The organism is Klebsiella huaxiensis, from assembly GCF_003261575.2.
Classification (GTDB): domain Bacteria; phylum Pseudomonadota; class Gammaproteobacteria; order Enterobacterales; family Enterobacteriaceae; genus Klebsiella; species Klebsiella huaxiensis.
This window is the reverse complement of sequence record NZ_CP036175.1, coordinates 5,123,833-5,148,698: the sequence shown is the minus strand read 5'-3', so window position 1 is coordinate 5,148,698 and position 24,866 is coordinate 5,123,833. Positions and strand designations below refer to the sequence as shown.

Sequence of the window (24,866 nt, the reverse complement as noted above, 5' to 3'; positions counted from 1 at the left end):
AACATGTTGCAGCGAACTTTAGGGAGTGGGTGGGGAGTTTTGATCCCTGGCGTGTTGATTGCCGCCCTTGGGTTTGCCGATTTGTCGGTGGACGCCTGGCGCGGGTTAGTCACATTGGGAATGCTTACGTCAGCACTGATGATTTGGCATCGCCAGCTACGGCATTTCGTTTTGCTGCCATCATGCGTTGCGCTGATAAGCGGAATTATGCTGATGATGATGAATTTTAAGCTGATGGGATAATGCGAAGGGTAAGAATATTGGTGCGAGGGGGGGGACTCGAACCCCCACATCCTAAGGACACTAACACCTGAAGCTAGCGCGTCTACCAATTCCGCCACCTTCGCACAGTATTCTTAATTTTGATATTGCCTCGTTGGTGCGAGGGGGGGGGACTCGAACCCCCACATCCTAAGGACACTAACACCTGAAGCTAGCGCGTCTACCAATTCCGCCACCTTCGCCCAGTGCGAGCAATATCAACGTGGTTTATGGTGCGAGGGGGGGGACTTGAACCCCCACGTCCGTAAGGACACTAACACCTGAAGCTAGCGCGTCTACCAATTCCGCCACCTTCGCATACCATCGACACTATGAAAGTATCGTTACCACGGAGGCGCATTCTAGTGGTTTTCAGCTATTCGTCAATACTTAATTGTACAGGCTGGATTGATTGTTGCAAAAATGGACGGCTTAGGAAGATACGATCCCGGCGGCAAGCATCGCCTGTCGCCGGAGCAGGAGAATGTTACTTTTTCGCCTGACGGGTCATGACCGTACGGTAGACTTTAAACCGGCCAGTCTGGGCGATCACTTCGTGGAAACCGAAGATTTCATCCAGGATATCCGGATAAGGCAGGAAGGCGTTGGCGACAATACGCAGTTCGCCACCGCTATTTAAATGTCGAACCGCTCCGCGAATCAACGTTTGCGCCGCTTCCTGGCTGGTCTGCAGTCCGTCGTGGAACGGCGGATTAGAGATAATCATATCGAAGCGACCATTCACTTCAGAGAAGACGTTGCTGGCAAATACGTCACCTTCAATGCCGTTTGCGGCAAGGGTGGCGCGGCTGGCTTCTACTGCCGGGGCACTTACGTCACAGAGCGTTAAGCGAACCTTCGGTGAATGACTTGCCAGCACGGTTGCCAGCACGCCAGCACCGCAGCCGACATCAAGCACTTTGCCTTTGGTATGCGGCGTCAGAGTTGAGAGCAGCAGTTGGCTACCGATGTCCAGACCGTCGCGGCTGAACACACCCGGCAGCGTTTTAATCGTCAGGTTTTCCAGCGGATATTCGCCCCAGTATTGCTCTGGATTAAATGCAGGCTGTTTTTCCAGGCGGCCATGATACAGCCCACAGCGGCGTGCGCTATCGATCTTGCTCAGCGGCGCATATTCGGCCAGCATCTGCTCCGCACTGCGTACGCCGCTGCGGTTCTCGCCAACCACGAAAATATCGATACCTGTTGGCAGCAGCGAAAGCAGATTCATTAGCTGAAACTGAGCTTCTGGCTTGTTTTTTGGCCAGTAGTAAATCAGCGTATCGCAATCAGCAGCGTCGCTGGCTTCAGCCACCAGGCTAAAACGCGCATTTTCACCCATCTGGCGGCTCAGTACCTGCCAATGATGAAACTGCTGGGTATGGACGCGGCTGCCAGCCGTATCCAGACGGGCGGGCAGGTCATCCTGCAGATCACCGGCAAACAGAACGCGGGCGGACTCGAAATCATCACTGTGGCGCAGCAAGACTTCACTTGCCGGGGTAAAAGCAGACATGAAACACTCCTTCATTGAGACTGGCGGCGATTATACACGTTATCTTTCAGGTTGCCTCTTTGTTGGCGGCGATATGCAATCCGCTGGGCACGTGATTGTTGGCGCAGATACGACGGATTTGCTATATTGCGCGCTTGATTAACAGGAGTGTTTCGCTATGACATCCCGACGAGACTGGCAATTACAGCAGCTGGGTATTACCCAGTGGTCGCTGCGTCGTCCTGGGGCGTTACAGGGTGAAATCGCTATCTCGCTTCCTGGACATATCCGTCTGGTGATGGTAGCGGAAGCTCTGCCATCACTGACTGAGCCGCTAATCAGCGATATTTTACGTGCGCTGGCCCTGACGCCGGAGCAGGTTATGCAACTGACTCCTGAACGTGTGGCGATGTTGCCGCAGGATGCCCGCTGTAATAGCTGGCGGCTGGGTACTGATGCGCCGTTGCTGTTGGCGGGCGCACAGATATCCTCGCCCGCTTTCGATGAACTTCAGACCAGCACGCCTGCACGCCTGGCGCTCTGGCAACAAATCTGCACACATGAAAACGATTTCTACCCTCAACACGGCTGATTTGCCTCGTGCCTGGCAAATAGAAACACGCGCCCATGCCTTTCCCTGGAGCGAGCAGACGTTTGTCAGCAATCAGGGCGAGCGCTATCTGAACCTTCAGTTAGCGGTGGACGGCGAGATGGCGGCTTTTGCGATTACGCAAATTGTGCTCGACGAGGCGACGCTATTCAATATCGCCGTTGACCCCGCGTTTCAGCGTCGTGGCCTGGGGCGGGAACTGCTGGAACATGTGATTGATGAAGTAGAAAAACGCGGCGTCGTCACGCTGTGGCTGGAGGTACGCGCGTCTAACGTCGCCGCCATCGCGCTCTATGAAAGCTTAGGCTTTAACGAGGCGACTATTCGCCGCAACTATTACCCCACGGTCGACGGACGTGAGGACGCAATAATTATGGCACTGCCAATCAGTATGTAAGACAAGGTGAGATGATGAAGTGGGACTGGATTTTCTTTGATGCCGACGAAACGCTGTTTACGTTTGATTCGTTTACCGGCTTACAGCGGATGTTTCTCGACTATAGCGTGACCTTCTCCGCTGAGGATTTTCAGGATTACCAGGCCGTGAATAAGCCGCTGTGGGTGGATTATCAAAACGGTGCCATCACATCCCTTCAGCTTCAGCATCAGCGCTTTGATGGTTGGGCTGAACGCCTGAGCGTGCCGCCAGGTGAGCTGAATGCTGCTTTTATGAATGCGATGGCGGAGATCTGCTCGCCGCTGCCGGGCGCGGTGTCGTTGCTCAATACGCTGCAGGGGAAGGTAAAAATGGGCATCATCACCAACGGCTTTACCTCGCTGCAGCAGACGCGTCTCGAACGAACCGGGTTGCGCGATCACTTTGATTTACTGATTATTTCCGAAGAGGTTGGGGTGGCGAAGCCGGATGCGCGCATCTTTGATTATGCGCTGACGCAGGCGGGCAACCCGGAGCGCTCGCGGGTTCTGATGGTTGGCGATACGGCGGAGTCTGATATTCGCGGCGGCGTGAACGCCGGTCTGGCGACCTGCTGGTTCAATCCTCATCAGCGCGAACTGCCTGCGGATCTTCAGCCTGACTGGACGGTGACCTCTTTAAGCGAACTGGAGCAACTCCTGTGTAAACACTGATTGCCTCCCCCTCATTGATGGGTAAAATAGCCGCAATTTTTCGTATTCAACATGCGTGGCGCATAGCCGTGCTTACTCAAGAAGATTGAACTATGACGTTGTCTCCTTTTTTGCAGGAGGTGGCCAAGCGCCGCACTTTTGCCATTATTTCTCACCCGGATGCCGGTAAAACCACCATCACCGAGAAGGTGCTGTTATTCGGACAGGCGATCCAGACTGCCGGTACTGTTAAAGGCCGAGGTTCCAGCCAGCATGCCAAATCCGACTGGATGGAGATGGAAAAGCAGCGTGGTATCTCCATTACCACCTCCGTAATGCAGTTTCCGTATCACGATTGCCTGGTGAACCTGTTAGATACCCCGGGACATGAAGACTTCTCGGAAGATACCTACCGTACGCTGACTGCGGTGGACTGCTGCCTGATGGTTATCGATGCCGCGAAAGGCGTCGAGGACCGGACCCGTAAGCTGATGGAAGTTACCCGTCTGCGCGATACGCCGATCCTGACCTTTATGAACAAACTTGACCGTGACATCCGCGATCCGATGGAAGTGCTGGATGAAGTCGAGCGCGAACTGAAAATCGGCTGTGCGCCGATCACCTGGCCAATTGGCTGCGGTAAGCTATTCAAGGGTGTTTACCATCTTTATAAAGATGAAACCTACCTGTACCAGACCGGTAAAGGCCATACCATTCAGGAAGTTCGCATCGTTAAGGGCCTGAATAATCCGGAACTGGATGCGGCCGTTGGTGACGATCTGGCGCAGCAGTTGCGCGACGAGCTAGAGTTGGTGCAGGGCGCGTCCAACGAGTTCGATAAAGAGCTGTTCCTGGCCGGTGAAATTACTCCAGTATTCTTCGGTACCGCCTTGGGTAACTTTGGCGTTGATCATATGCTGGACGGCCTTGTGGAATGGGCGCCTGCGCCGATGCCGCGCAAAACCGATACCCGCCTGGTTGAAGCGCAGGATGAGAAGTTCAGTGGCTTCGTGTTTAAAATTCAGGCCAATATGGACCCGAAACACCGTGACCGCGTGGCTTTCATGCGCGTAGTTTCCGGCAAGTACGAAAAGGGCATGAAAATGCGCCAGGTTCGTATTGGTAAAGACGTGGTTATCTCCGATGCGCTGACCTTTATGGCAGGTGACCGCTCGCATGTTGAAGAGGCGTATCCGGGCGATATTCTCGGTCTGCATAACCACGGTACGATTCAGATCGGCGACACCTTTACGCAAGGTGAGATGATGAAGTTCACCGGTATCCCGAACTTCGCCCCGGAACTGTTCCGTCGTATCCGCCTGAAAGATCCGCTGAAGCAAAAACAGCTGCTGAAGGGGCTGGTACAGCTTTCTGAAGAAGGTGCGGTGCAGGTATTCCGTCCGATTGCCAATAACGATCTGATAGTGGGTGCCGTCGGTGTGCTGCAGTTTGATGTGGTCGTTTCCCGCCTGAAGAGTGAGTACAACGTTGAGGCTATCTACGAGTCCGTTAACGTGGCGACGGCGCGCTGGGTAGAGTGTTCAGACGTGAAGAAATTCGAGGAATTCAAGCGTAAGAACGAAATTCAGTTAGCCCTTGATGGCGGTGATAACCTCACATATATCGCCCCAACAATGGTTAACCTGAATCTGACGCAGGAACGTTATCCTGACGTTCAGTTCCGTAAAACTCGCGAGCACTAATTGCCTCAGGAGCGCGGCTTTCACCGCGCTCCACGTTGTTTTTCCTTCTGTTTGACCTTTCTGGAAAGTTCTTAATTCTTACCGTTTTGCGCGTTTTTTTACGCTCTCCTGCCGCACTCTCTCGTGTTTCTACTACATTTAATAAGTAATTTTTGGAAACTTAGCTTAATAGACTACTTATTTTGCTTTACCTGTTTAGAAATAACGAGGAACTCACAATGACAAGACCAAAGAACGCCAGGACAGCACTGGCCCTCCTCTTAGGCTCAGCCATCATCAGCGCCTCGGCATATGCGGAAAACTCAACCGTTGATAGCGCAAAATCTGCTGCCAGTAGTGCGGGGCAAGCTGTTGATAGCTCGATGAACAAAGTCGGGAATTTTATGGACGATAGCACCATTACTGCCAGAGTGAAGGCGGCGCTGATCGACCATAAAGATATTCGCAGTACTGATATCTCAGTGAAGACCGATAACAAAGTCGTCACGCTGAGCGGTACGGTAGATAGCACAACGCAGCAAGAGCAGGCGGTTAGCGTGGCGAAAGGGGTTGAAGGCGTGACCTCGGTTAACGACAAACTTAGCGTGCAGAATGAAAAGTCTGCTTCATTGAAGGGCTATGCCGGTGACACGGCGGTGACCAGCGAGATTAAAGCTAAGCTATTAGCTGACGATATCGTGCCATCACGAAATGTGACGGTGGAAACCACTGATGGCGTCGTGCACTTATCCGGCACAGTGGCTTCCAGCAAACAGTCAGACCGCGCGGAAGATATCGCTAAAGCCGTTTCCGGCGTCAAAAGCGTGAAGAACGATCTTAGCGTTAAATAAATCCATTATTAAAAGAATTTATTCTGCGGCCTTTCCGCAGGATGTGTAGCACCACAGGGTTGTGTATGCGCGGCCTGAGTGCGCAGAAAATCGACCGTCATTAACTATGGTAAGGAGAGACGTATGTTTAGATGGGGCATTATTTTTCTGGTGATCGCGTTAATTGCCGCTGCTCTGGGCTTTGGTGGACTGGCAGGTACCGCTGCCTGGGCTGCTAAAATTGTTTTCATCGTCGGTATTATTCTGTTTCTGGTCAGCCTTTTTACCGGCCGTCGGCGTCCCTAGACGCTAACCCGTGAAATACCGTCTTACATAAAGCCAGTCAATGCGACTGGCTTTCGCAGTTTCAGGGCATTAAAAATTGCGTTACCTTTATTTTATATAATAAGTAAGACAGGAAAGCAGGGTGGGACATCGCATTCCCGTAACGCTGGGCAATATCACGCCATTATCTGTAAAACCCTTTCAGCCGGGCAAACTTGCGCTAGTGTGCGAAGGGGGTGGACAGAGAGGGATTTTTACCGCCGGGGTTCTGGACGAATTTATGCGCGCGGGATTCAACCCTTTCGACATGATGTTTGGCACCTCTGCCGGGGCGCAAAATCTGTCGGCCTACATGTGCAACCAGCCTGGCTATGCCCGCAAAGTCATCACGCGATATACCACTGTCCGCGAGTTTTTCGACCCGATGCGCTTTGTACGCGGCGGTAACCTTATTGACCTTGACTGGCTGGTGGACAGCACCGCGAAAAAGATGCCGCTGGCGATGACCTACGCTGAAGATCGTTTTGCCCAGGGGAAACAGTTCTGGATGTGTGCCTGCCGCGGTGATGACTATACGCCGAATTATTTTGCGCCAACCCAGCAGACCTGGCTTGACCTGATTCGCGCCTCCAGTGCCATTCCGGGTTTTTATCGTAGCGGCGTGATGCTGGATGGAGTGAGTTATCTTGATGGCGGCGTCAGCGATGCGATCCCTGTCCAGGAAGCTGCCCGCCGCGGGGCGCAAACTATCGTAGTGATCCGCACGGTTCCTTCCCAGATGTACTATACCCCGCAGTGGTTTAAACGTATGGAGCGCTGGCTTGGGGAAAGCAGCCTACAGCCGTTCGTGAACCTGGTGCAGCATCATGAATCGACTTATCGTTCCACGCAGCAGTTTATTGAGAAACCGCCGGGCAAGCTGCGCATTCTGGAGATTTATCCGCAGAAGCCACTGAAAAGTATGGCATTGGGAAGCCGCCTTCCCGCTTTGCTGGAGGACTATAAGACCGGACGCCAATGCGGACGTTATTTCCTCGCTACGGTTGGTAAGCTGCTGGCCGACAGGCCGCCGCTGCTGCGTCATGCGCCGCGAATTGCTGTGCCCAAAACGGTGGTAGTCCCGCCGGCTCCGGTAGCAAATGAGGTCCTTCAGGCTCCTATTGTTGCGGCACCGCAGGCCAATGACCCCAGCTTTAATAATGAGGATCTGGCGTGACCTTGCGATTTATTGATACCCACTGCCACTTCGACTTTCCCCCTTTTACCGGCGATGAGCGCGCCAGCCTTGCCCGGGCGTCGCAGGCTGGAGTCACGCAGATTGTGGTTCCCGCCATTGAAGCAGACAATTTTGCTCGTGTCCTGGCGCTGGCGGAGCAACATAACGCGCTTTACGCCGCATTAGGTTTACATCCGATAGTGATTGAGCGGCATGATGAGAGTAGCCTGGAGCAACTTGAGGCCCATTTGGCTCAACGCCACAGCAAGCTGGTTGCCGTCGGGGAGATTGGCCTCGATCTTTATCGCGAAGATCCACAATTTGAACGTCAACTTAGCGTATTTGAGGCGCAATTGCGCCTGGCGAAACGATATGATCTGCCAGTAATCCTTCACTCCAGGCGTACTCACGACAAGCTGGCGATGCTGCTAAAAAAACATGCCTTGCCGCGAACCGGCGTGGTGCACGGCTTTGCTGGCAGCTTGCAGCAGGCAGAGCGTTTTGTGCAACTGGGTTATAAAATTGGCGTGGGCGGCACGATTACCTACCCGCGCGCCAGTAAAACCCGTGACGTTATGGCGCAACTGCCGCTTTCGGCGCTGCTGTTGGAGACCGATGCGCCGGATATGCCATTAAATGGCTTTCAGGGTCAGCCCAACAGGCCTGAGCAGGCTGCTCGCGTTTTCTCCACTTTATGCGAGCTACGTCAGGAGCCCGCAGAGGAGATAGCTAATACCATGATTTGTAATACAAAAGAGATTTTTCCTATTCCATGATGTCTTGTTGAGTGATCTGTGTCTCATTCCTTCCTTTTTGTCTCATTGTTTTGCTTAAAATGTGTGAGCTGAGATAAGCGTGATGTTTTCATGCCATTATAATCGCGGGGTTTTTAGGCTGAACTATCAATACACAGGGACTCTGTATGCAAATTCTCATGGGACTTATCGGCATGGTGGTGCTGTTGGCCATCGCTGTGCTCCTTTCCAGTAATCGAAAAGCCATCAATATGCGTACCGTTCTTGGTGCCTGGATTCTTCAGGTGGGGATCGGTGCATTAATCCTCTACGTACCGGCCGGGCGCACGGCGCTGCTGGCTATGTCGAACGGCGTTGCTAACGTCATTGCTTACGGCAACGAGGGCATCAGCTTTATTTTTGGCGGGCTGGTTTCCGATAAGATGTTTGAGGTATTCGGTGGCGGCGGGTTTGTTTTTGCTCTGCGCGTTCTGCCGGTCATCGTTTTCTTCTCCTCGCTGATCGCCGTACTTTACTATCTCGGCATTATGCAGTTTGTCATCCGCATTCTCGGCGGGGCGCTGCGTGCGGTGCTGAAAACTTCGCGCACGGAATCGCTCTCCGCGACGGCGAATATCTTCGTCGGCCAAACCGAAGCACCGCTGGTGGTACGTCCTTATATTGCGACGATGACCCGCTCTGAACTTTTTGCGGTGATGTGTGGTGGTCTGGCCTCTGTTGCGGGGTCGGTTCTTGCAGGTTATGCCCAGATGGGCGTGCCGCTCGAATATCTGATTGCCGCTTCGTTTATGGCGGCACCGGGCGGTCTGCTGTTCGCGAAGATTATCGTGCCCGAAACCGAGCAGCCTCATGATGATCCGGCGCTGGAAAAAAATGATGCCGATCCAGAGGCCCCGGCAAACGTTCTGGACGCTGCCGCGTCCGGTGCCGCTTCCGGGATGCAGTTGGCGCTTAACGTGGGCGCGATGTTGCTGGCGTTTATCGCGCTTATCGCGCTGGTCAACGGTATTCTCTCCGGCGTAGGTGGCTGGTTTAACCATCCGGACCTGTCGCTGCAAATGATCCTTGGCTGGGTCTTCTCGCCGCTGGCGTGGGTGATTGGTGTACCGTGGAGCGAGGCAACCGTTGCTGGTTCATTTATCGGCCAGAAGCTGATCATTAACGAGTTTGTTGCTTATATGAACTTCGGCGAATATCTCAAGGCTGATGCCGAGGTGGCCGCTGCTGGCTTGCAGGTGATTTCAACGCAAACCAAGGCCATCATCTCCTTTGCTTTGTGTGGTTTTGCCAACCTGTCGTCGATAGCGATTCTGATTGGCGGGTTGGGCGGTATGGCTCCCAGCCGCCGCCAGGAAATTGCTCAATTGGGCATGCGGGCCGTTGCGGCGGGTACGCTCTCTAACCTGATGAGCGCCACAATTGCCGGCGTATTCCTCGCGTTATAACTTCGCTGTTAACTCCCAGGATGCCAGCGGTAATGTTGCCGCTGGCATCTCTCTTCTGATTGTTATAATTCCATCATTTCTTAATTGAAATAAAATCATTAATTATCAATTGATAATGGATTTAATTGTATTTTTTCGCACAAAATGCGCGCACCGATGTCGAGTTGTAGTGAGTTGTTATGTTATTATAATAACATTATCGCAGGCTCAAGAATCCTGATTATGCTTAAAGAGAGTTTCGGGCTTGTGATGCATCTGTTGAGCTTTATTATGTGATTTTTATCACGTTACAGTAATGCAAATTAGCAATTAGTTTTCATTAACTGTGAAGTATATCGTAGTGTGATTGCGAGGTGATGTTACAATAGTAACAGACTCGCAAGGTGAACAAACTTTAAATCGGCAATAGGCCGTCGGAGTATGAAATGACAGATTTATCTGCAAGCAGCCTGCGCGCGTTGAAATTGATGGACCTGACCACCCTGAATGATGACGACACTAATGAAAAGGTGATCGCCCTGTGTCATCAGGCAAAAACTCCGGTAGGTAACACCGCTGCGGTTTGTATCTACCCGCGCTTTATCCCCATTGCGCGTAAGACGCTGAATGAGCAGGGTACCCCGGACATCCGCATTGCGACAGTCACCAACTTCCCGCACGGTAACGATGACATTGATATCGCGCTGGCGGAAACCCGTGCGGCAATTGCCTACGGTGCCGATGAAGTAGACGTCGTGTTCCCTTATCGCGCCCTGATTGCGGGCAATGAGCAGGTTGGTTTTGACCTGGTGAAAGCCTGTAAAGAAGCCTGCGCGGCGGCAAACGTGCTGCTGAAAGTGATTATCGAAACCGGTGAGCTGAAAGAAGAGGCGCTGATTCGTAAGGCTTCTGAAATTTCTATTAAAGCCGGTGCGGATTTCATTAAAACCTCTACTGGTAAAGTCCCGGTAAACGCGACGCCGGAAAGCGCGCGCATCATGCTGGAAGTTATTCGCGATATGGGCGTGGAAAAAACCGTTGGTTTCAAACCAGCTGGCGGGGTGCGTAGCGCAGAAGACGCGCAGCAATTCCTCGCCATTGCCGACGAATTGTTCGGTGCCGACTGGGCTGACTCTCGCCACTACCGCTTTGGCGCATCCAGCCTGCTGGCAAGCCTGCTGAAAGCGCTGGGCCATGGCGACGGCAAGAGCGCCAGCAGCTATTAAGCCTTTTATTGCCGGGTGGCGTGAGGCTTACCCGGCCTACAATTGCCTTCGGCTCACTTCTTCAGGAGGTTATCTTGTTTCTCGCACAAGAAATAATTCGTAAAAAACGTGATGGTCATGCGCTGAGCGATGAAGAAATTCGGTTTTTCATCAACGGCATCCGCGATAACACCATCTCAGAAGGCCAGATCGCCGCGCTGGCGATGACCATCTTTTTCCACGATATGTCTATGCCAGAACGGGTTTCGCTGACCATGGCGATGCGGGATTCAGGAACCGTTCTGGACTGGAAGAGCCTTAATCTCAACGGTCCGATCGTCGATAAACACTCCACCGGCGGCGTAGGTGATGTTACCTCACTGATGTTGGGGCCAATGGTCGCAGCCTGCGGCGGCTATGTGCCGATGATTTCCGGGCGTGGTCTCGGTCATACTGGCGGCACCCTCGACAAATTGGAAGCGATTCCGGGTTTTGATATTTTCCCGGACGACAGCCGTTTTCGTGAAATTATTCAAGACGTCGGTGTGGCGATTATTGGGCAGACCAGCTCGCTCGCACCGGCGGATAAACGTTTTTATGCCACCCGCGACATTACCGCGACGGTGGACTCCATCCCGCTGATTACCGCTTCGATTCTGGCCAAAAAACTGGCTGAAGGTCTGGACGCGCTGGTCATGGATGTGAAAGTCGGTAGCGGCGCGTTTATGCCGACCTACGAGCTTTCCGCTGCGCTGGCCGAAGCGATCGTTGGCGTTTCCAACGGCGCGGGCGTGCGCACCACCGCACTGCTGACCGACATGAACCAGGTGCTGGCTTCCAGTGCCGGTAACGCGGTGGAAGTGCGTGAAGCGGTACAATTCCTGACCGGTGAATACCGCAACCCGCGCCTGTTCGATGTCACTATGGCGCTTTGTGTTGAGATGCTTATCTCTGGCAAGTTGGCGGATGACGACGCCGATGCGCGGGCAAAACTGCAGACGGTACTGGACAACGGTAAAGCCGCAGAAGTCTTTGGTCGAATGATCGCCGCGCAGAAAGGGCCGAATGATTTTATCGAAAATTACGATAACTACCTGCCAACCGCGATGCTGAGCAAAGCGGTCTACGCTGAAAGTTCTGGGTTTGTCGCGGAAATGGACACTCGTGCGTTGGGTATGGCGGTGGTATCCATGGGCGGCGGTCGCCGTCAGGCATCGGATTTGATTGATTACAGCGTGGGTTTCACCGATGTAGTTCGCCTCGGCGACAGCGTAGACACGCAGCGGCCGCTGGCGGTTATCCATGCTAAGGATGAAAACAGCTGGCAGGAAGCAGCCAAAGCAGTTAAAGCGGCTATTAAACTCGACGATAAAGCGCCTGAAATTACGCCAACGGTCTATCGTCGTATTACTGAATAGTTATATACTGATCTGATCGCTTTTTTGCAGCGCAAAAGGTACGGAGAATAATATGAAACGTGCATTTATTATGGTGCTGGACTCCTTCGGCATCGGTGCGACTGAAGATGCGGAGCGCTTTGGCGACGTAGGTTCAGACACCATGGGCCATATTGCAGAAGCCTGCGCCAAAGGCGAGGCTGATAACGGTCGCAAAGGCCCGCTGAATTTGCCTAACCTGACTCGTCTGGGTCTGGTGAAAGCACATGAAGGTTCTACCGGCAAAATTGCCGCCGGAATGGACGGCAACGCGGAAGTGATTGGTGCTTACGCATGGGCGCATGAACTCTCTTCCGGTAAAGATACGCCGTCAGGCCACTGGGAAATTGCCGGTGTGCCGGTTCTGTTTGACTGGGGTTATTTCCCGGAGCATGAAAACAGCTTCCCGCAGGAGTTGTTGGATAAACTGGTTAAGCGCGCTAATTTGCCGGGCTATCTCGGCAATTGCCACTCTTCCGGTACTGTTATCCTCGACCAACTGGGCGAAGAGCATATGAAAACCGGCAAGCCGATTTTCTATACCTCTGCTGACTCGGTATTCCAGATTGCCTGCCATGAAGAGACTTATGGTCTCGATAAACTCTACGAGCTGTGTGAAATCGCCCGTGAAGAGCTGACCGAAGGCGGCTACAACATTGGTCGCGTTATCGCACGTCCGTTTATCGGTGATAAAGCGGGTAACTTCCAGCGTACTGGCAACCGCCATGACCTCGCCGTTGAGCCACCTGCGGCGACCGTGTTGCAGAAGCTGGTCGACGAGAAAAATGGTCAGGTCGTTTCTGTCGGTAAAATCGCCGATATCTACGCCAACTGCGGTATCACTAAAAAAGTGAAAGCGACCGGCCTGGATGCGCTGTTTGACGCCACCATCAAAGAGATGAAAGAAGCGGGTGACGAGACCATCGTCTTCACTAACTTCGTCGACTTCGACTCTTCCTGGGGCCATCGTCGTGATATCGCTGGTTACGCCGCCGGACTGGAATTGTTCGATCGCCGTCTGCCTGAGCTGATGGAGCTGGTGGGTGAAGATGACATTCTGATCCTGACCGCCGACCACGGCTGTGACCCTAGCTGGACCGGTACTGACCATACCCGTGAACACATTCCGGTTCTGGTTTATGGCCCAAAAGTGAAACCGGGCTCGCTTGGTCACCGTGAAACCTTTGCGGATATCGGCCAGACCCTTGCTAAATACTTTGGCACGTCCGACATGGAATATGGCAAGGCTATGTTCTAAGGTTATTGCCCGGTGGCGCTATGCTTACCGGGTCTACGGTTTTGTAGGCCGGGCAAGGCTCCCCGCCGCCCGGCAAAAAAATTAAAAAGGAACTGAAGATGGCAACTCCACATATTAACGCCGAGATGGGTGATTTCGCTGACGTCGTATTGATGCCGGGCGACCCGCTGCGCGCGAAGCACATTGCAGAAACTTTCCTCGAAGATGTACGTGAAGTGAACAACGTGCGCGGCATGCTGGGCTTCACCGGCACCTATAAAGGCCGCAAAATTTCCGTTATGGGCCACGGCATGGGGATCCCATCCTGCTCTATTTATGCGAAAGAGCTGATCACCGACTTTGGTGTGAAGAAAATCATTCGCGTAGGTTCCTGCGGGGCCGTGCGTATGGACGTTAAGCTGCGTGACGTGGTTATCGGTATGGGTGCTTGCACCGACTCTAAAGTTAACCGTATGCGTTTTAAAGACCATGACTTCGCGGCAATCGCAGACTTTGGTATGGTGCGTAATGCGGTTGATGCGGCAAAAGCGCTAGGCGTCGACGCGCGCGTCGGTAACATCTTCTCTGCTGATCTGTTCTATGCACCGGACGGCGGCGAGATGTTCGACGTGATGGAGAAATACGGCATTCTGGGCGTAGAAATGGAAGCGGCCGGTATCTACGGCGTCGCTGCGGAGTTCGGGGCGAAAGCGCTGACCATCTGCACCGTATCTGACCATATCCGTACCCACGAGCAGACCACTGCTGCTGAGCGTCAGACGACCTTCAACGATATGATCAAAATCGCGCTGGAATCCGTTCTGCTGGGCGATAAAGAGTAAGTATTGTGTTGCCCGGTAGCGCTGAAATTACCGGGCCTGCGCAAAACCTGTAGGCCGGATAAGGCGTAGCCGCCATCCGGCTTTTTTTATCAGCGCACCGCCCCGGCAATCCACGCCGACAGCTCCCGTAGCTCCTTCTCCTGCTCCGGGAAATCCACTAATAATGCATCGCACTCCTGCTGCAGCCTATCTGCGCGATACAGGCAGCCCTGTAATCTTGCAGCCAGCGCTTCCAACGGGGCCGGGTTCAGGCTGTCGGTAAAGACCTGAGTTCGTGTGATATGGCCTTTCTCGACGTCGAAATGCAGCTCTACGCCACCCCAGGTAAATCGCTCGTCCAACAGGTGAGAGAAGGCGGGCGCCTGGCCAAAGTTCCACTCCCAACTGCTCTGACGGGCAAAGGTATCGGCAAAATTCGGCAGATCCGGCATTTTGTCAGGAGAGATAATTTCAGCCTCAACGCGTTCGCCATAGTGGGCAAAGAATGCCTCCTGAATCGCCTCGCAGACCCGCTGATGCGTAATGCCCGGCAGCAGTTCGACCAGGTTCGCCACGCGCCCGCGTACGGAGGTGATCCCTTTTGCCTGTAGCTTTTTCTTATCGGGATTCAGATAGTTAGCCAGACGACTTAAATCCGCGTTCAGCAGCAGGGTACCGTGGTGAAAGCCGCGATCCATTGTTTCGCGATAGGCGGAGCCGGAGACCTTGCGGTCGCCCTCGGCGGTTTTCACCACCAGATCGTTGCGCCCTGAGGCCTCCGCCGTGACCCCCAGCGAATTCAGTGCCGTCAGGACAATATTGGTGGAGACCGTCTTATCATACTCCGGTTTACCGGCCATAAAGGTAAAGCAGGTATTGCCCAGATCGTGGAAGACCGTGCCGCCGCCGCTGCTGCGGCGCGCCAGGCGCACGTTGTCCTCTTCCATGCGTCGGGTATTGCACTCTTTCCATGGGTTTTGTGCGCGGCCGATAACCACCGTATCGGCATTACGCCACAGAAACAGTACCCGTTGCGTGGCGGGCATCTGGCGAAAAATCGACTCTTCAACCGCCAGGTTGAACCACGGGTCGTAAGAGTCGGAAAGCAGCAGGCGCAGCGTGGACATAACGATTTCCTTATTCTGATTCATCTTTATCTTCATCCTGCACCGGCTTATTGGCGGTGAGCAGGAAAGGGGATTGCTGCCAGCGGGTACGTTTACCTTGCAGCAGAGTACGCGTCAGCACCACGCCGATGGCCAGCGACAGCAGCAGCATCAGGCGTAAGATATTGGTGGTATTATCCACTTGCTGGGCTTCGGTGGCTAACGTATGGGTATCCAGCGTCAAGCGCAGATAGCCGAGGGGGCCGTTTTTACCCTGAATGGGTTCGACGATTTGCTGATTGAAGTAACCGCCCGCTTTCTTACCGTCCAGCGCCAGCCGATCGCGTACCTCGATACTTTCGCCGGAACGCGCGACCAGGTCGCCCTGTTCGTCATAAACGCCGGCGTCCAGTATGCGACTTTTGTGAGTAAGCTGCTCCAGCAGTTGGCTAATCCGCTTTTCATCGGGCGTTTCGTTACGCATCAGCGGCGCCAGGTTTAACGTTACCTGTTGAGCGAGCGTGCGAGCCAGTTCTTCTAACTGCGGGTTGCGCTGCTTTTGACTATTCTGGCTGAACCACGACGCACCCTGCATCAGGGCGACGAGGAGCGCGAGACAGATCAGAACAATAACAGCGCGGTGCAGCCGGAATTTAAGTTTTGCGCGTACCATATTCCACCTTTGAAAATTTGCAGCTTAATGTTGCCAGAAGCGCTGGTTACAAGGTAGCCTCATGCGTTATTTTCCTCGCCTGAATGAAGTTATGTGGAGCCGTGATGCCAAACAGTTTGACCTGGTGCGACCTGCCTGAAGATGTTTCCCTGTGGCCTGGATTGCCGCTTTCCCTAAGCGGTGATGAGGTCATGCCGTTGGATTATCATGCCGGGCGCAGCGGATGGCTGCTGTATGGCCGCGGTCTTAACAAGCGTCGTCTGACGGAATGGCAGCGTGAGCTGGGTGCAGCGTTAGTCATCGTTGCTTCATGGGTCGTTGAAGACTATCAGGTCATTCGTATGGCCGGTTCGCTGACGTTACGGGCAACTCGTCTGGCGCATGACGCCGGGCTGGACGTTGCGCCGCTAGGTAAAATTCCGCATTTGCGTACGCCGGGCTTGCTGGTCATGGATATGGACTCAACGGCGATTCAGATCGAATGCATTGATGAAATCGCTAAACTGGCCGGTACCGGTGAACTGGTTTCGGAAGTGACCGAGCGGGCGATGCGCGGCGAACTCGATTTTACCGCCAGCCTGCGCCAGCGGGTGGCTACGCTGAAAGATGCCGATGCCAATATTCTGCTGCAAGTGCGTGAAACGCTGCCGCTGATGCCGGGGTTGACGCAGCTGGTTCTGAAGCTGGAAACGCTTGGCTGGAAAGTGGCGATTGCCTCCGGCGGCTTTACCTTCTTTGCCGAGTATCTGCGCGACAAACTGCATCTCGACGCGGTGTTTGCCAACGAGCTAGAGATCATGGACGGGAAGCTGACCGGCAACGTTCTTGGCGATATCGTTGATGCTAAATATAAAGCCAATACGCTGCGCAAACTGGCGGAAAAGTATGAGATCCCGCATGCGCAGACCGTGGCGATTGGCGATGGCGCCAACGATCTGCCGATGATTAAAGCGGCAGGACTTGGTATTGCCTATCATGCGAAACCAAAAGTGAATGAACTGGCGGAAGTGACAATCCGCCATGCTGACCTGATGGGGGTATTTTGTATTCTCTCCGGCAGCATGAACCAAAAGTAAGAGGTTAACGTGGCGAAAGCTCCAAAACGCGCATTTGTCTGTAATGAATGCGGTGCGGATTATCCGCGCTGGCAGGGGCAGTGCAGCGCCTGTCATGCCTGGAATACCATCACCGAAATGCGCATCGCCGCTTCGCCGCAGGTGGCAAGAAATGAGCGTCTGTCAGGATACGCCGGTAATGCTGGCGTCTCAAAGGTGCAGAAACTCTCTGAGATCAGCCTGGAAGCGCTGCCGCGTTTTTCGACCGGCTTTAAAGAGTTCGACCGCGTGCTCGGCGGCGGTGTGGTGCCGGGCAGCGCGATTCTGATTGGCGGCAGCCCTGGCGCGGGCAAATCGACGCTGCTGCTGCAAACCCTGTGCAAGCTGTCAGAAGGCATGAAAACGTTGTACGTCACCGGGGAAGAGTCGCTCCAGCAGGTGGCGATGCGCGCTCATCGTTTAGCGCTGCCGACTGCTAATCTTAATATGTTATCTGAAACCAGCATTGAGCAAATCTGCCAGATTGCTGACGAAGAAAAGCCGCAGCTGATGGTTATCGACTCCATCCAGGTGATGCATATGGCCGACGTGCAGTCGTCGCCGGGCAGCGTGGCCCAGGTACGTGAAACGGCAGCCTATTTAACGCGCTTTGCTAAAACTCGCGGTGTGGCGATTATTATGGTCGGCCACGTCACCAAAGATGGTTCTCTGGCCGGGCCAAAAGTGCTGGAGCACTGTATCGATTGCTCTGTTTTGCTTGATGGTGATGCTGACTCCCGTTTCCGAACTCTGCGTAGCCATAAAAACCGCTTCGGCGCAGTCAATGAGCTGGGCGTATTCGCCATGACCGAGCAGGGCCTGCGTGAGATTAGTAACCCATCGGCCATCTTCCTGAGTCGCGGGGATGAAGTGACCTCCGGTAGTTCGGTGATGGTGGTCTGGGAAGGTACTCGCCCGCTGTTGGTGGAAATCCAGGCGCTGGTCGATCACTCGATGATGTCTAATCCGCGCCGCGTGGCGGTGGGGCTGGAGCAAAACCGTCTGGCGATACTGCTGGCGGTGCTACATCGTCACGGCGGCCTGCAGATGGCCGACCAGGACGTATTCGTCAACGTTGTTGGCGGGGTGAAGGTCACCGAGACCAGCGCAGACCTGGCGCTGCTGCTGGCGATGGTTTCCAGCCTGCGCGACCGACCGCTACCGCAGGATCTGGTGGTCTTCGGCGAAGTGGGGTTGGCAGGTGAGATCCGTCCAGTGCCGAGTGGCCAGGAGCGCATTTCAGAAGCGGCTAAACATGGTTTTCGTCGGGCAATTGTACCTGCGGCCAACGTGCCGAAAAAAGCGCCGGAAGGGATGCAAATCTTTGGCGTGAAGAAGCTTGCGGACGCACTTAGCGTCTTTGACGACTTATAGACATATAATAAGTTAAAAGGAGACTCGCTATGTCGTCATTTGACTATTTAAAAAGCGCCATTAAGCAGAAGGGTTGTACGCTACAGCAGGTGGCGGACGCCAGCGGGATGACAAAAGGCTATTTGAGCCAACTGCTGAACGCCAAAATTAAAAGCCCGAGCGCGCAGAAGCTGGAAGCGCTGCACCGGTTTCTGGGGCTGGAGTTTCCACGTCGGCAAAAAAGCGTGGGCGTGGTTTTTGGTAAATTTTATCCGCTGCATACCGGGCATATCTATTTGATTCAGCGCGCCTGTAGCCAGGTCGATGAGCTGCATATCATTATGGGTTACGACGATCCTCGCGATCGTGAGCTGTTTGAAAAGAGTGCGATGTCGCAGCAGCCAACCGTCCCCGATCGTCTGCGCTGGTTGCTACAAACCTTTAAATATCAAAAAAATATTCGTATCCATGCTTTCAATGAAGAGGGCATGGAGCCTTATCCGCACGGCTGGGATGTCTGGAGTCGTGGGATCCGCGCCTTTATGAGCGAGAAGAGTATCGAGCCAAACTGGATCTACACCTCGGAAGAGGCCGATGCGCCGCAGTATCTGGAGCATCTGGGTATCGAAACCGTACTTGTCGATCCGAAACGCACCTTTATGAACATCAGCGGTGGGCAGATTCGTGAAAACCCGTTCCGCTACTGGGAATATATTCCGACTGAAGTGAAGCCGTTCTTTGTGCGTACGGTGGCGATTCTCGGCGGCGAGTCGAGTGGTAAATCGACGCTAGTGAATAAGCTATCCAATATCTTTAACACCACCAGCGCCTGGGAATATGGCCGTGATTATGTTTTTTCGCATCTCGGTGGTGATGAGATGGCGCTGCAATATTCCGACTATGACAAGATTGCTCTCGGTCATGCGCAGTATATTGATTTTGCAGTGAAATACGCCAATAAGGTGGCGTTTATCGATACCGATTTCGTCAGCACCCAGGCGTTTTGTCTGAAGTATGAAGGGCGAGAACATCCTTTCGTTCAGGCGCTGATCGATGAGTATCGCTTTGACCTGGTTATCCTGCTGGAGAACAATACGCCTTGGGTGGCTGATGGTCTGCGTAGCCTTGGTAGTTCAGTGGATCGCAAGGAGTTCCAGACGCTGCTGGTGTCGCTGCTCAGAGAGAATGAGATCGACTTCGTGCATGTAAAAGAGGCGGATTACGATGCCCGCTTCCTGCGCTGTGTCGAGCTGGTCAAAGAGATGATGGGTGAGCAGGGGTAGATCCTCTGTAACCTTATGCCTTCTCCCACTGGGAGAGGGAGCAGACATTAAAAAGGGCAACTTGCGTTGCCCTTTTACTTTTATTTCGAGATACGCTTGTACTTGATACGCTTCGGCTCCAGCGCGTCTGCGCCGAGGGTGCGTTTCTTGTACTCTTCGTATTCGGTGAAGTTACCTTCAAAGAACTCGACTTTACCTTCATCCTGATAATCCAGAATGTGGGTTGCTACGCGGTCAAGGAACCAACGGTCGTGCGAGATAACCATCGCGCAGCCCGGGAATTCCAACAGGGCGTTTTCCAGCGCACGCAGGGTTTCGATGTCCAGGTCGTTGGTTGGTTCATCGAGCAGCAGTACGTTACCGCCAACCTGCAGCAGCTTCGCCAGATGCAGACGACCGCGCTCACCGCCGGACAGTTCGCCCACGCGTTTGCCCTGATCGACACCCTTAAAGTTAAAGCGGCCCACGTAAGCACGGCTTGGCATTTCGGTGTTGCCGATACGCATAATATCTTGCCCGCCGGAAACTTCTTCCCACACGGTTTTGCTGTTATCCATCGCGTCACGGAACTGATCAACGGAGGCCAGCTTCACGGTGTCGCCCAGGGTAATTGTGCCGCTATCAGGCGCTTCCTGACCGGACATCATGCGGAACAGGGTGGATTTACCCGCACCGTTCGGACCGATGATGCCGACGATAGCCCCTTTCGGTACTGAGAAACTCAGGTCGTCAATCAGTACGCGATCGCCGTAAGATTTACGCAGGTTACTGACTTCAACCACTTTATCGCCCAGACGAGCGCCTGGTGGAATAAACAGTTCGTTAGTTTCGTTACGTTTCTGGTATTCAGCACTGTTCAGCTCTTCAAAGCGTGCCAGACGGGCTTTACCCTTAGACTGACGGCCTTTCGCGCCCTGACGAACCCACTCCAGCTCTTTCTCGATAGATTTACGACGGGCTGCTTCCTGAGAAGCTTCTTGCGCCAGACGCTGATCTTTCTGCTCCAGCCAGGAAGAGTAGTTACCTTCCCACGGAATACCTTCGCCGCGGTCAAGCTCAAGGATCCAACCGGCAACGTTATCGAGGAAGTAACGGTCGTGGGTAATCGCCACGACGGTACCTTCGAAGTCGTGCAGGAAGCGTTCCAGCCACGCCACGGATTCGGCATCCAGGTGGTTAGTCGGTTCGTCGAGCAGCAGCATGTCTGGTTTTTCGAGCAGCAGACGGCACAGTGCCACGCGGCGACGTTCACCACCGGACAGATTGGTGATTTTGGCATCCCAATCTGGCAGACGCAGGGCATCCGCGGCGCGCTCAAGCTGCACGTTCAGGTTATGGCCATCGTGCGCCTGAATGATCTCTTCAAACTTGCCCTGCTGAGCGGCGAGTTTGTCGAAATCGGCATCAGGTTCAGCGTACTTCGCGTACACCTCGTCCAGACCCTTCAGCGCGTTGACCACTTCGGCCACGGCTTCTTCGACCGATTCACGAACGGTCTGCTCTGGATTCAGCTTTGGTTCCTGCGGCAGGTAGCCGATTTTCAGACCAGGCTGCGGACGAGCTTCGCCTTCGATATCGGTATCGATGCCGGCCATGATGCGTAGCAGGGTAGACTTACCAGCGCCGTTCAGGCCGAGAACGCCGATTTTTGCGCCAGGGAAGAAGCTCAGGGAGATATTTTTCAGAATATGACGTTTCGGCGGAACCACTTTGCCGACACGATGCATGGTATAAACGAATTGAGCCACGTTGGACTTCGCCTCTTTTATATACTCTTCATCCTTCAGGCTGCCTCTGCGTTGGCTGCATTCGAAAACCCTGGTCACATAGCCATCTATGCTCGCAGGGATTTTCTCTCTTGCCGCCTTGATGCAGCCAGAATGATTTTGAGTAGGGTAGTGAATAGTTATCAAAGGCGAAGTGTAGCCTTTTTCGCGCTTTAATCCCAGCGAGGCGATGGGATTCACAAAAGAGTAAAAAAATGTTCAGGACATGGCGCATTTAGCGTTGTCTGATTAGCATATCTACGTAATACCTGAAATTTTTGCAGGCGGCATGATGCTGCTGTGGTGCACATGAATAGAGGAAGAGCTTGTGGAAAAAGCTAAAACTGTGACGTGGCGTCTTCTGGCTGCCGGCGTGAGTCTGCTGACGTTAAGCCAACTGGCGCATGCGGATTCACTGGATGAACAACGCAGCCGCTATGCTCAAATTAAACAGGCGTGGGACAACCGACAAATGGATGTCGTTAACCAGTTGATGCCGACGCTGACGACTTACCCGCTCTATCCTTATCTCCAGTACCGGCAGATATCCGATGATTTGATGAACCAACCCGCTCTGGTGGTGACCAATTTTATCGCCTCCAACCCGACACTGCCCCCGGCGCGATCGCTGAAATCACGTTTCGTCAACGAGCTGGCGCGTCGTAGCGACTGGCGTGGCCTGTTGTCCTTCAGCCCGGATAAACCAGCCAGCACCGAAGCACAGTGTAATTACTACTATGCAAAATGGAGTGTGGGCCAAACGCAGGAAGCCTGGGATGGGGCGAAAGAGCTGTGGCTGAGTGGCAAAAGCCAGCCAAATGCCTGCGACCAGCTGTTTGGTGCCTGGCGCGCCTCCGGCCAGCAGGATCCGCTGGCTTACCTTGAGCGGATCCGTCTGGCGATGAAGGCGGGAAATACCAGTCTGGTTCGGGTTCTGGCCCAGCAGATGCCGTCTGATTATCAAACAATTTCGACGGCGGTTGTCGCGCTGGCTAACGATCCGAATAGCGTCATGACTTTCGCCCGCACTACCGGGGCGACGGACTTTACGCGCCAGATGGCGGCGATCGCTTTTGCCAGTGTTGCGCGTCAGGATGCGGAAAACGCGCGCCTGATGATCCCATCGTTAGCGCAGGCACAGCAGCTGAATGAAGACCAGACCCAGGAGCTGCGGGATATTGTCGCCTGGCGTCTGATGGGCAGTGACGTGACTGAAGAGCAGGCTATCTGGCGCGATGATGCCATTATGCGTTCGCAATCCACCTCACTGGTGGAACGCCGGGTGCGGATGGCGCTTGGCGCTGCAGATCGACGTGGTTTGAACACCTGGTTGGCGCGTTTGCCGATGGAGGCGAAAGAGAAGGATGAATGGCGCTACTGGCAGGCCGATCTGCTGCTGGAGCGCGGGCGTGATGATGAAGCTAAAGACATTCTGCGTTCTCTGATGCAACAACGCGGCTTCTACCCGATGGTCGCTGCCCAGCGTCTTGGCGAAGAGTACACTTTCCGCATCGATAAAGCGCCGGCTAATCTCGATCCGGCGTTAACCTCCGGGCCGGAAATGGCGCGGGTTCGCGAGCTGATGTACTGGAATATGGATAACACTGCGCGTAGCGAGTGGGCGAATCTGGTGACCAGCAAGACCAAAGATCAGCAGGCGCAGCTGGCGCGGTATGCGTTTAATCAGAACTGGTGGGATCTAAGCGTCCAGGCCACGATCGCCGGGAAATTATGGGATCAGTTGGAAGAGCGTTTTCCGCTGGCTTATAACGACCTCTTTACCCGCTATATCAGCGGTAAAGATATTCCGCAAAGCTACGCGATGGCGATTGCGCGTCAGGAGAGCGCCTGGAACCCGAAAGCCGGTTCACCGGTGGGTGCCCGCGGCCTGATGCAGATTATGCCGGGTACAGCTACGCATACGGTGAAGATGTTTAATATTCCGGGTTACAGCGGAACATCGCAGCTGCTGGATCCGGAAATGAATATCAACATCGGTACCAGCTACCTGCAATATGTTTATCAGCAGTTTGGCAACAATCGTATCTTCGCCTCTGCGGCCTATAATGCGGGTCCAGGGCGCGTTCGTACCTGGCGCGGCAACAGCGGTGGGCGTATCGATGCAGTGGCGTTTATCGAGAGTATTCCGTTCTCGGAAACGCGCGGCTACGTGAAAAACGTCCTGTCTTATGATGCCTACTATCGCTACTTCATGGGACAAAAAGATACGCTGATGAGCGATGCGGAGTGGAAGCTGCGCTACTAATACCATCACCTTCGGGCAACATAGCATTTTGCTATGTTGCCCGAAATCCATAGAGTACGGACAGAAGTATGTTATGCTTTGTACTCGTTTGTGAGTACACACGACAGGTGGCGTAACATGACCCAACAATCCCCTTATTCAGCAGCCGTAGCCGAACAGCGTCATCAGGAGTGGCTCCGCTTCGTGGCGCTTTTGCAGCAGGCATACGCCGACGATTTGCATCTGCCGCTTTTACAACTCATGCTGACTCCCGACGAGCGCGAGGCGCTGGGGACGCGAGTGCGCATTATTGAAGAGCTGCTGCGCGGCGAGATGAGCCAGCGCGAGCTGAAAAACGAGCTTGGCGCCGGGATTGCGACTATCACACGTGGCTCAAATAGCCTGAAGTCAGCCCCGGCGGAGCTTCGCCAGTGGCTGGAACAATCGCTGCTGAAAGTTAACGATAAATAGCGTTATGGAACGGGCTGAGCGCCAGCACGACCGCTTGATGGTAAACGCTGCTGCGCGTAAGCTTCCCGGCGGTAAAGACGCCAATGGCTCCCTCTTTGCGACCAATCTCATCGATGCCGGTATACTGCGACATCACCGGCCCCAGGGCTTCGCCAGCGCGAACTTTTTCCAGAATAACTTGTGGGAGCGGCAGGGTCGCTGAGCGCGCTTCGCCGCGCAGATTCCCATCATCAATCACCACCCAGCTAAAAGTGCTTCCTTCGTCGATCCCGGCTTCAATGGCGACCCAGAAGTCGGCATTCGGCTGCGCGCGGCGCGCATTTGTCACGCGGTTTCGTGCGCCAGCACGCGTTTCGTCGCTACCGAACGGCTGTTCTGGCACGCCGCTCTCGACGGATACGGACTCAATATGGCAGGATCCTTCACCGAAGATCTCGTTAAAAGCCTGCAGAATTGCCTGAATTTTGGCGGGATTAGTGGTAGCTGAGACAACATGGTGCATAATCAAAACAACTCAGAATTACTTAACATCATCGCAGTATACTCCAAA

Annotated in this window: 24 protein-coding genes and 3 tRNA genes; 19 read left to right on the top strand and 8 right to left on the bottom strand. The window is 54.0% G+C overall.

Features of this window, described 5'->3' with window-relative positions; genetic code table 11:
• Positions 1-3: 3 nt before the first annotated feature.
• Entirely contained in the window at positions 4-243 is a 240-nt protein-coding gene (locus tag DA718_RS24565) for a DUF1435 domain-containing protein (protein WP_110272793.1), read from the top strand.
• Between the two features lie 18 nt (positions 244-261).
• Here DA718_RS24565 and DA718_RS24560 read toward each other — a convergent pair.
• The 4 genes from DA718_RS24560 to rsmC all read right to left on the bottom strand — a co-directional run bounded on the left by DA718_RS24560 (position 262) and on the right by rsmC (position 1,777).
• Positions 262-347: transfer RNA gene (locus DA718_RS24560), tRNA-Leu, on the bottom strand.
• Between the two features lie 30 nt (positions 348-377).
• Positions 378-464, bottom strand: a tRNA-Leu gene (locus DA718_RS24555).
• A 28-nt stretch (positions 465-492) separates the two neighbouring features.
• Positions 493-579: transfer RNA gene (locus DA718_RS24550), tRNA-Leu, on the bottom strand.
• Between the two features lie 169 nt (positions 580-748).
• Positions 749-1,777 carry a 16S rRNA (guanine(1207)-N(2))-methyltransferase RsmC gene (gene rsmC / locus DA718_RS24545; protein ID WP_112215084.1) on the bottom strand — a complete coding sequence of 343 codons (1,029 nt, stop codon included), beginning with the start codon at positions 1,775-1,777 and terminating at the stop codon, positions 749-751.
• A gap of 157 nt (positions 1,778-1,934) precedes the next feature.
• Here rsmC and DA718_RS24540 point away from each other — a divergent pair, with 157 nt between their 5' ends.
• The 13 genes from DA718_RS24540 to deoD all read left to right on the top strand — a co-directional run bounded on the left by DA718_RS24540 (position 1,935) and on the right by deoD (position 14,346).
• On the top strand, positions 1,935-2,348 hold the full coding sequence (locus DA718_RS24540; RefSeq protein WP_112215083.1) for a DNA polymerase III subunit psi: 414 nt from the start codon (positions 1,935-1,937) through the stop codon (positions 2,346-2,348).
• Positions 2,317-2,763 carry a ribosomal protein S18-alanine N-acetyltransferase gene (rimI, locus tag DA718_RS24535; protein WP_112215082.1) on the top strand — a complete coding sequence of 149 codons (447 nt, stop codon included), beginning with the start codon at positions 2,317-2,319 and terminating at the stop codon, positions 2,761-2,763. The genes DA718_RS24540 and rimI overlap by 32 nt, the downstream gene beginning before the upstream one ends.
• Before the next feature lie 14 nt (positions 2,764-2,777).
• The gene (yjjG, locus tag DA718_RS24530; RefSeq protein ID WP_112215081.1) at positions 2,778-3,455 is read left to right on the top strand and encodes a pyrimidine 5'-nucleotidase; all 678 of its coding nucleotides are present in this window, start codon (positions 2,778-2,780) and stop codon (positions 3,453-3,455) included.
• Positions 3,456-3,547: 92 nt separating this feature from the next.
• Positions 3,548-5,137, top strand: coding sequence for a peptide chain release factor 3 (gene prfC, locus DA718_RS24525; protein ID WP_110272698.1), 1,590 nt, complete (start codon positions 3,548-3,550; stop codon positions 5,135-5,137).
• A gap of 218 nt (positions 5,138-5,355) precedes the next feature.
• A complete protein-coding gene (osmY, locus tag DA718_RS24520; RefSeq protein ID WP_112215080.1) occupies positions 5,356-5,967 on the top strand; it encodes a molecular chaperone OsmY in 612 nt (203 codons plus the stop codon).
• A gap of 123 nt (positions 5,968-6,090) precedes the next feature.
• Positions 6,091-6,252 (top strand): DUF1328 domain-containing protein, encoded by a 162-nt coding sequence (locus DA718_RS24515; RefSeq protein ID WP_071200058.1) that lies wholly within the window; start codon positions 6,091-6,093, stop codon positions 6,250-6,252.
• A 121-nt stretch (positions 6,253-6,373) separates the two neighbouring features.
• The gene (locus DA718_RS24510; RefSeq protein ID WP_112215079.1) at positions 6,374-7,447 is read left to right on the top strand and encodes a patatin-like phospholipase family protein; all 1,074 of its coding nucleotides are present in this window, start codon (positions 6,374-6,376) and stop codon (positions 7,445-7,447) included.
• The gene (locus tag DA718_RS24505; protein ID WP_112215078.1) at positions 7,444-8,223 is read left to right on the top strand and encodes a metal-dependent hydrolase; all 780 of its coding nucleotides are present in this window, start codon (positions 7,444-7,446) and stop codon (positions 8,221-8,223) included. The genes DA718_RS24510 and DA718_RS24505 overlap by 4 nt, the downstream gene beginning before the upstream one ends.
• 146 nt (positions 8,224-8,369) lie before the next feature.
• The gene (locus DA718_RS24500; protein ID WP_112215077.1) at positions 8,370-9,647 is read left to right on the top strand and encodes a NupC/NupG family nucleoside CNT transporter; all 1,278 of its coding nucleotides are present in this window, start codon (positions 8,370-8,372) and stop codon (positions 9,645-9,647) included.
• A 425-nt stretch (positions 9,648-10,072) separates the two neighbouring features.
• Positions 10,073-10,852: a deoxyribose-phosphate aldolase gene (deoC, locus tag DA718_RS24495; protein ID WP_112215076.1), complete on the top strand. Its 780-nt coding sequence runs from the start codon at positions 10,073-10,075 to the stop codon at positions 10,850-10,852.
• Positions 10,853-10,926: 74 nt separating this feature from the next.
• On the top strand, positions 10,927-12,249 hold the full coding sequence (deoA, locus tag DA718_RS24490) for a thymidine phosphorylase (protein WP_112215075.1): 1,323 nt from the start codon (positions 10,927-10,929) through the stop codon (positions 12,247-12,249).
• Positions 12,250-12,301: 52 nt separating this feature from the next.
• A complete protein-coding gene (gene deoB / locus DA718_RS24485) occupies positions 12,302-13,525 on the top strand; it encodes a phosphopentomutase (protein ID WP_112215074.1) in 1,224 nt (407 codons plus the stop codon).
• A gap of 98 nt (positions 13,526-13,623) precedes the next feature.
• On the top strand, positions 13,624-14,346 hold the full coding sequence (deoD, locus tag DA718_RS24480; RefSeq protein ID WP_110272690.1) for a purine-nucleoside phosphorylase: 723 nt from the start codon (positions 13,624-13,626) through the stop codon (positions 14,344-14,346).
• Between the two features lie 89 nt (positions 14,347-14,435).
• Here deoD and lplA read toward each other — a convergent pair whose 3' ends face one another.
• Both lplA and DA718_RS24470 read right to left on the bottom strand, forming a co-directional pair.
• Complete coding sequence (gene lplA / locus DA718_RS24475; RefSeq protein ID WP_112215174.1) at positions 14,436-15,452, bottom strand: lipoate--protein ligase; 1,017 nt, start codon at positions 15,450-15,452, stop codon at positions 14,436-14,438.
• Between the two features lie 10 nt (positions 15,453-15,462).
• Positions 15,463-16,104, bottom strand: coding sequence for a YtjB family periplasmic protein (locus DA718_RS24470; RefSeq protein WP_110272689.1), 642 nt, complete (start codon positions 16,102-16,104; stop codon positions 15,463-15,465).
• Between the two features lie 104 nt (positions 16,105-16,208).
• On the opposite strand from DA718_RS24470, the gene serB reads away from it, so the two are divergent.
• The 3 genes from serB to nadR are packed head-to-tail and all read left to right on the top strand — an operon-like array spanning position 16,209 to position 19,834.
• Positions 16,209-17,180 (top strand): phosphoserine phosphatase, encoded by a 972-nt coding sequence (gene serB, locus DA718_RS24460; protein ID WP_112215073.1) that lies wholly within the window; start codon positions 16,209-16,211, stop codon positions 17,178-17,180.
• 9 nt (positions 17,181-17,189) lie between these two features.
• Complete coding sequence (gene radA, locus DA718_RS24455; protein ID WP_110272687.1) at positions 17,190-18,572, top strand: DNA repair protein RadA; 1,383 nt, start codon at positions 17,190-17,192, stop codon at positions 18,570-18,572.
• Between the two features lie 29 nt (positions 18,573-18,601).
• Positions 18,602-19,834, top strand: a complete 1,233-nt coding sequence (gene nadR / locus DA718_RS24450) for a multifunctional transcriptional regulator/nicotinamide-nucleotide adenylyltransferase/ribosylnicotinamide kinase NadR (RefSeq protein ID WP_112215072.1) — start codon at positions 18,602-18,604, stop codon at positions 19,832-19,834.
• Positions 19,835-19,914: 80 nt separating this feature from the next.
• Here the strand turns inward: nadR and ettA are convergent, their stop codons facing one another.
• Positions 19,915-21,582, bottom strand: a complete 1,668-nt coding sequence (ettA, locus tag DA718_RS24445) for an energy-dependent translational throttle protein EttA (protein WP_112215071.1) — start codon at positions 21,580-21,582, stop codon at positions 19,915-19,917.
• Between the two features lie 346 nt (positions 21,583-21,928).
• Here ettA and sltY point away from each other — a divergent pair, with 346 nt between their 5' ends.
• Both sltY and trpR read left to right on the top strand, forming a co-directional pair.
• Entirely contained in the window at positions 21,929-23,866 is a 1,938-nt protein-coding gene (gene sltY / locus DA718_RS24440; protein ID WP_112215069.1) for a murein transglycosylase, read from the top strand.
• Between the two features lie 117 nt (positions 23,867-23,983).
• On the top strand, positions 23,984-24,316 hold the full coding sequence (trpR, locus tag DA718_RS24435; protein WP_110272684.1) for a trp operon repressor: 333 nt from the start codon (positions 23,984-23,986) through the stop codon (positions 24,314-24,316).
• Here trpR and yjjX read toward each other — a convergent pair.
• The gene (yjjX, locus tag DA718_RS24430; protein WP_112215068.1) at positions 24,303-24,818 is read right to left on the bottom strand and encodes an inosine/xanthosine triphosphatase; all 516 of its coding nucleotides are present in this window, start codon (positions 24,816-24,818) and stop codon (positions 24,303-24,305) included. The two genes, trpR and yjjX, sit on opposite strands and share 14 nt — an antisense overlap.
• Positions 24,819-24,866 lie beyond the last annotated feature (48 nt).

Bases quoted from the DNA above. Each gene is read 5' to 3' on its own strand.
- serB (WP_112215073.1), top strand. From the start codon at position 16,209: ATGCCAAACAGTTTGACCTGGTGCGACCTGCCTGAAGATGTTTCCCTG.
- yjjX (WP_112215068.1), bottom strand. From the start codon at position 24,818: ATGCACCATGTTGTCTCAGCTACCACTAATCCCGCCAAAATTCAGGCA.
- deoC (WP_112215076.1), top strand. From the start codon at position 10,073: ATGACAGATTTATCTGCAAGCAGCCTGCGCGCGTTGAAATTGATGGAC.
- rsmC (WP_112215084.1), bottom strand. From the start codon at position 1,777: ATGTCTGCTTTTACCCCGGCAAGTGAAGTCTTGCTGCGCCACAGTGAT.
- yjjG (WP_112215081.1), top strand. From the start codon at position 2,778: ATGAAGTGGGACTGGATTTTCTTTGATGCCGACGAAACGCTGTTTACG.
- lplA (WP_112215174.1), bottom strand. From the start codon at position 15,452: ATGTCCACGCTGCGCCTGCTGCTTTCCGACTCTTACGACCCGTGGTTC.
- DA718_RS24515 (WP_071200058.1), top strand. From the start codon at position 6,091: ATGTTTAGATGGGGCATTATTTTTCTGGTGATCGCGTTAATTGCCGCT.
- DA718_RS24565 (WP_110272793.1), top strand. From the start codon at position 4: ATGTTGCAGCGAACTTTAGGGAGTGGGTGGGGAGTTTTGATCCCTGGC.
- nadR (WP_112215072.1), top strand. From the start codon at position 18,602: ATGTCGTCATTTGACTATTTAAAAAGCGCCATTAAGCAGAAGGGTTGT.
- rimI (WP_112215082.1), top strand. From the start codon at position 2,317: ATGAAAACGATTTCTACCCTCAACACGGCTGATTTGCCTCGTGCCTGG.
- DA718_RS24500 (WP_112215077.1), top strand. From the start codon at position 8,370: ATGCAAATTCTCATGGGACTTATCGGCATGGTGGTGCTGTTGGCCATC.
- DA718_RS24540 (WP_112215083.1), top strand. From the start codon at position 1,935: ATGACATCCCGACGAGACTGGCAATTACAGCAGCTGGGTATTACCCAG.
- osmY (WP_112215080.1), top strand. From the start codon at position 5,356: ATGACAAGACCAAAGAACGCCAGGACAGCACTGGCCCTCCTCTTAGGC.
- trpR (WP_110272684.1), top strand. From the start codon at position 23,984: ATGACCCAACAATCCCCTTATTCAGCAGCCGTAGCCGAACAGCGTCAT.
- prfC (WP_110272698.1), top strand. From the start codon at position 3,548: ATGACGTTGTCTCCTTTTTTGCAGGAGGTGGCCAAGCGCCGCACTTTT.
- deoD (WP_110272690.1), top strand. From the start codon at position 13,624: ATGGCAACTCCACATATTAACGCCGAGATGGGTGATTTCGCTGACGTC.
- DA718_RS24470 (WP_110272689.1), bottom strand. From the start codon at position 16,104: ATGGTACGCGCAAAACTTAAATTCCGGCTGCACCGCGCTGTTATTGTT.
- deoB (WP_112215074.1), top strand. From the start codon at position 12,302: ATGAAACGTGCATTTATTATGGTGCTGGACTCCTTCGGCATCGGTGCG.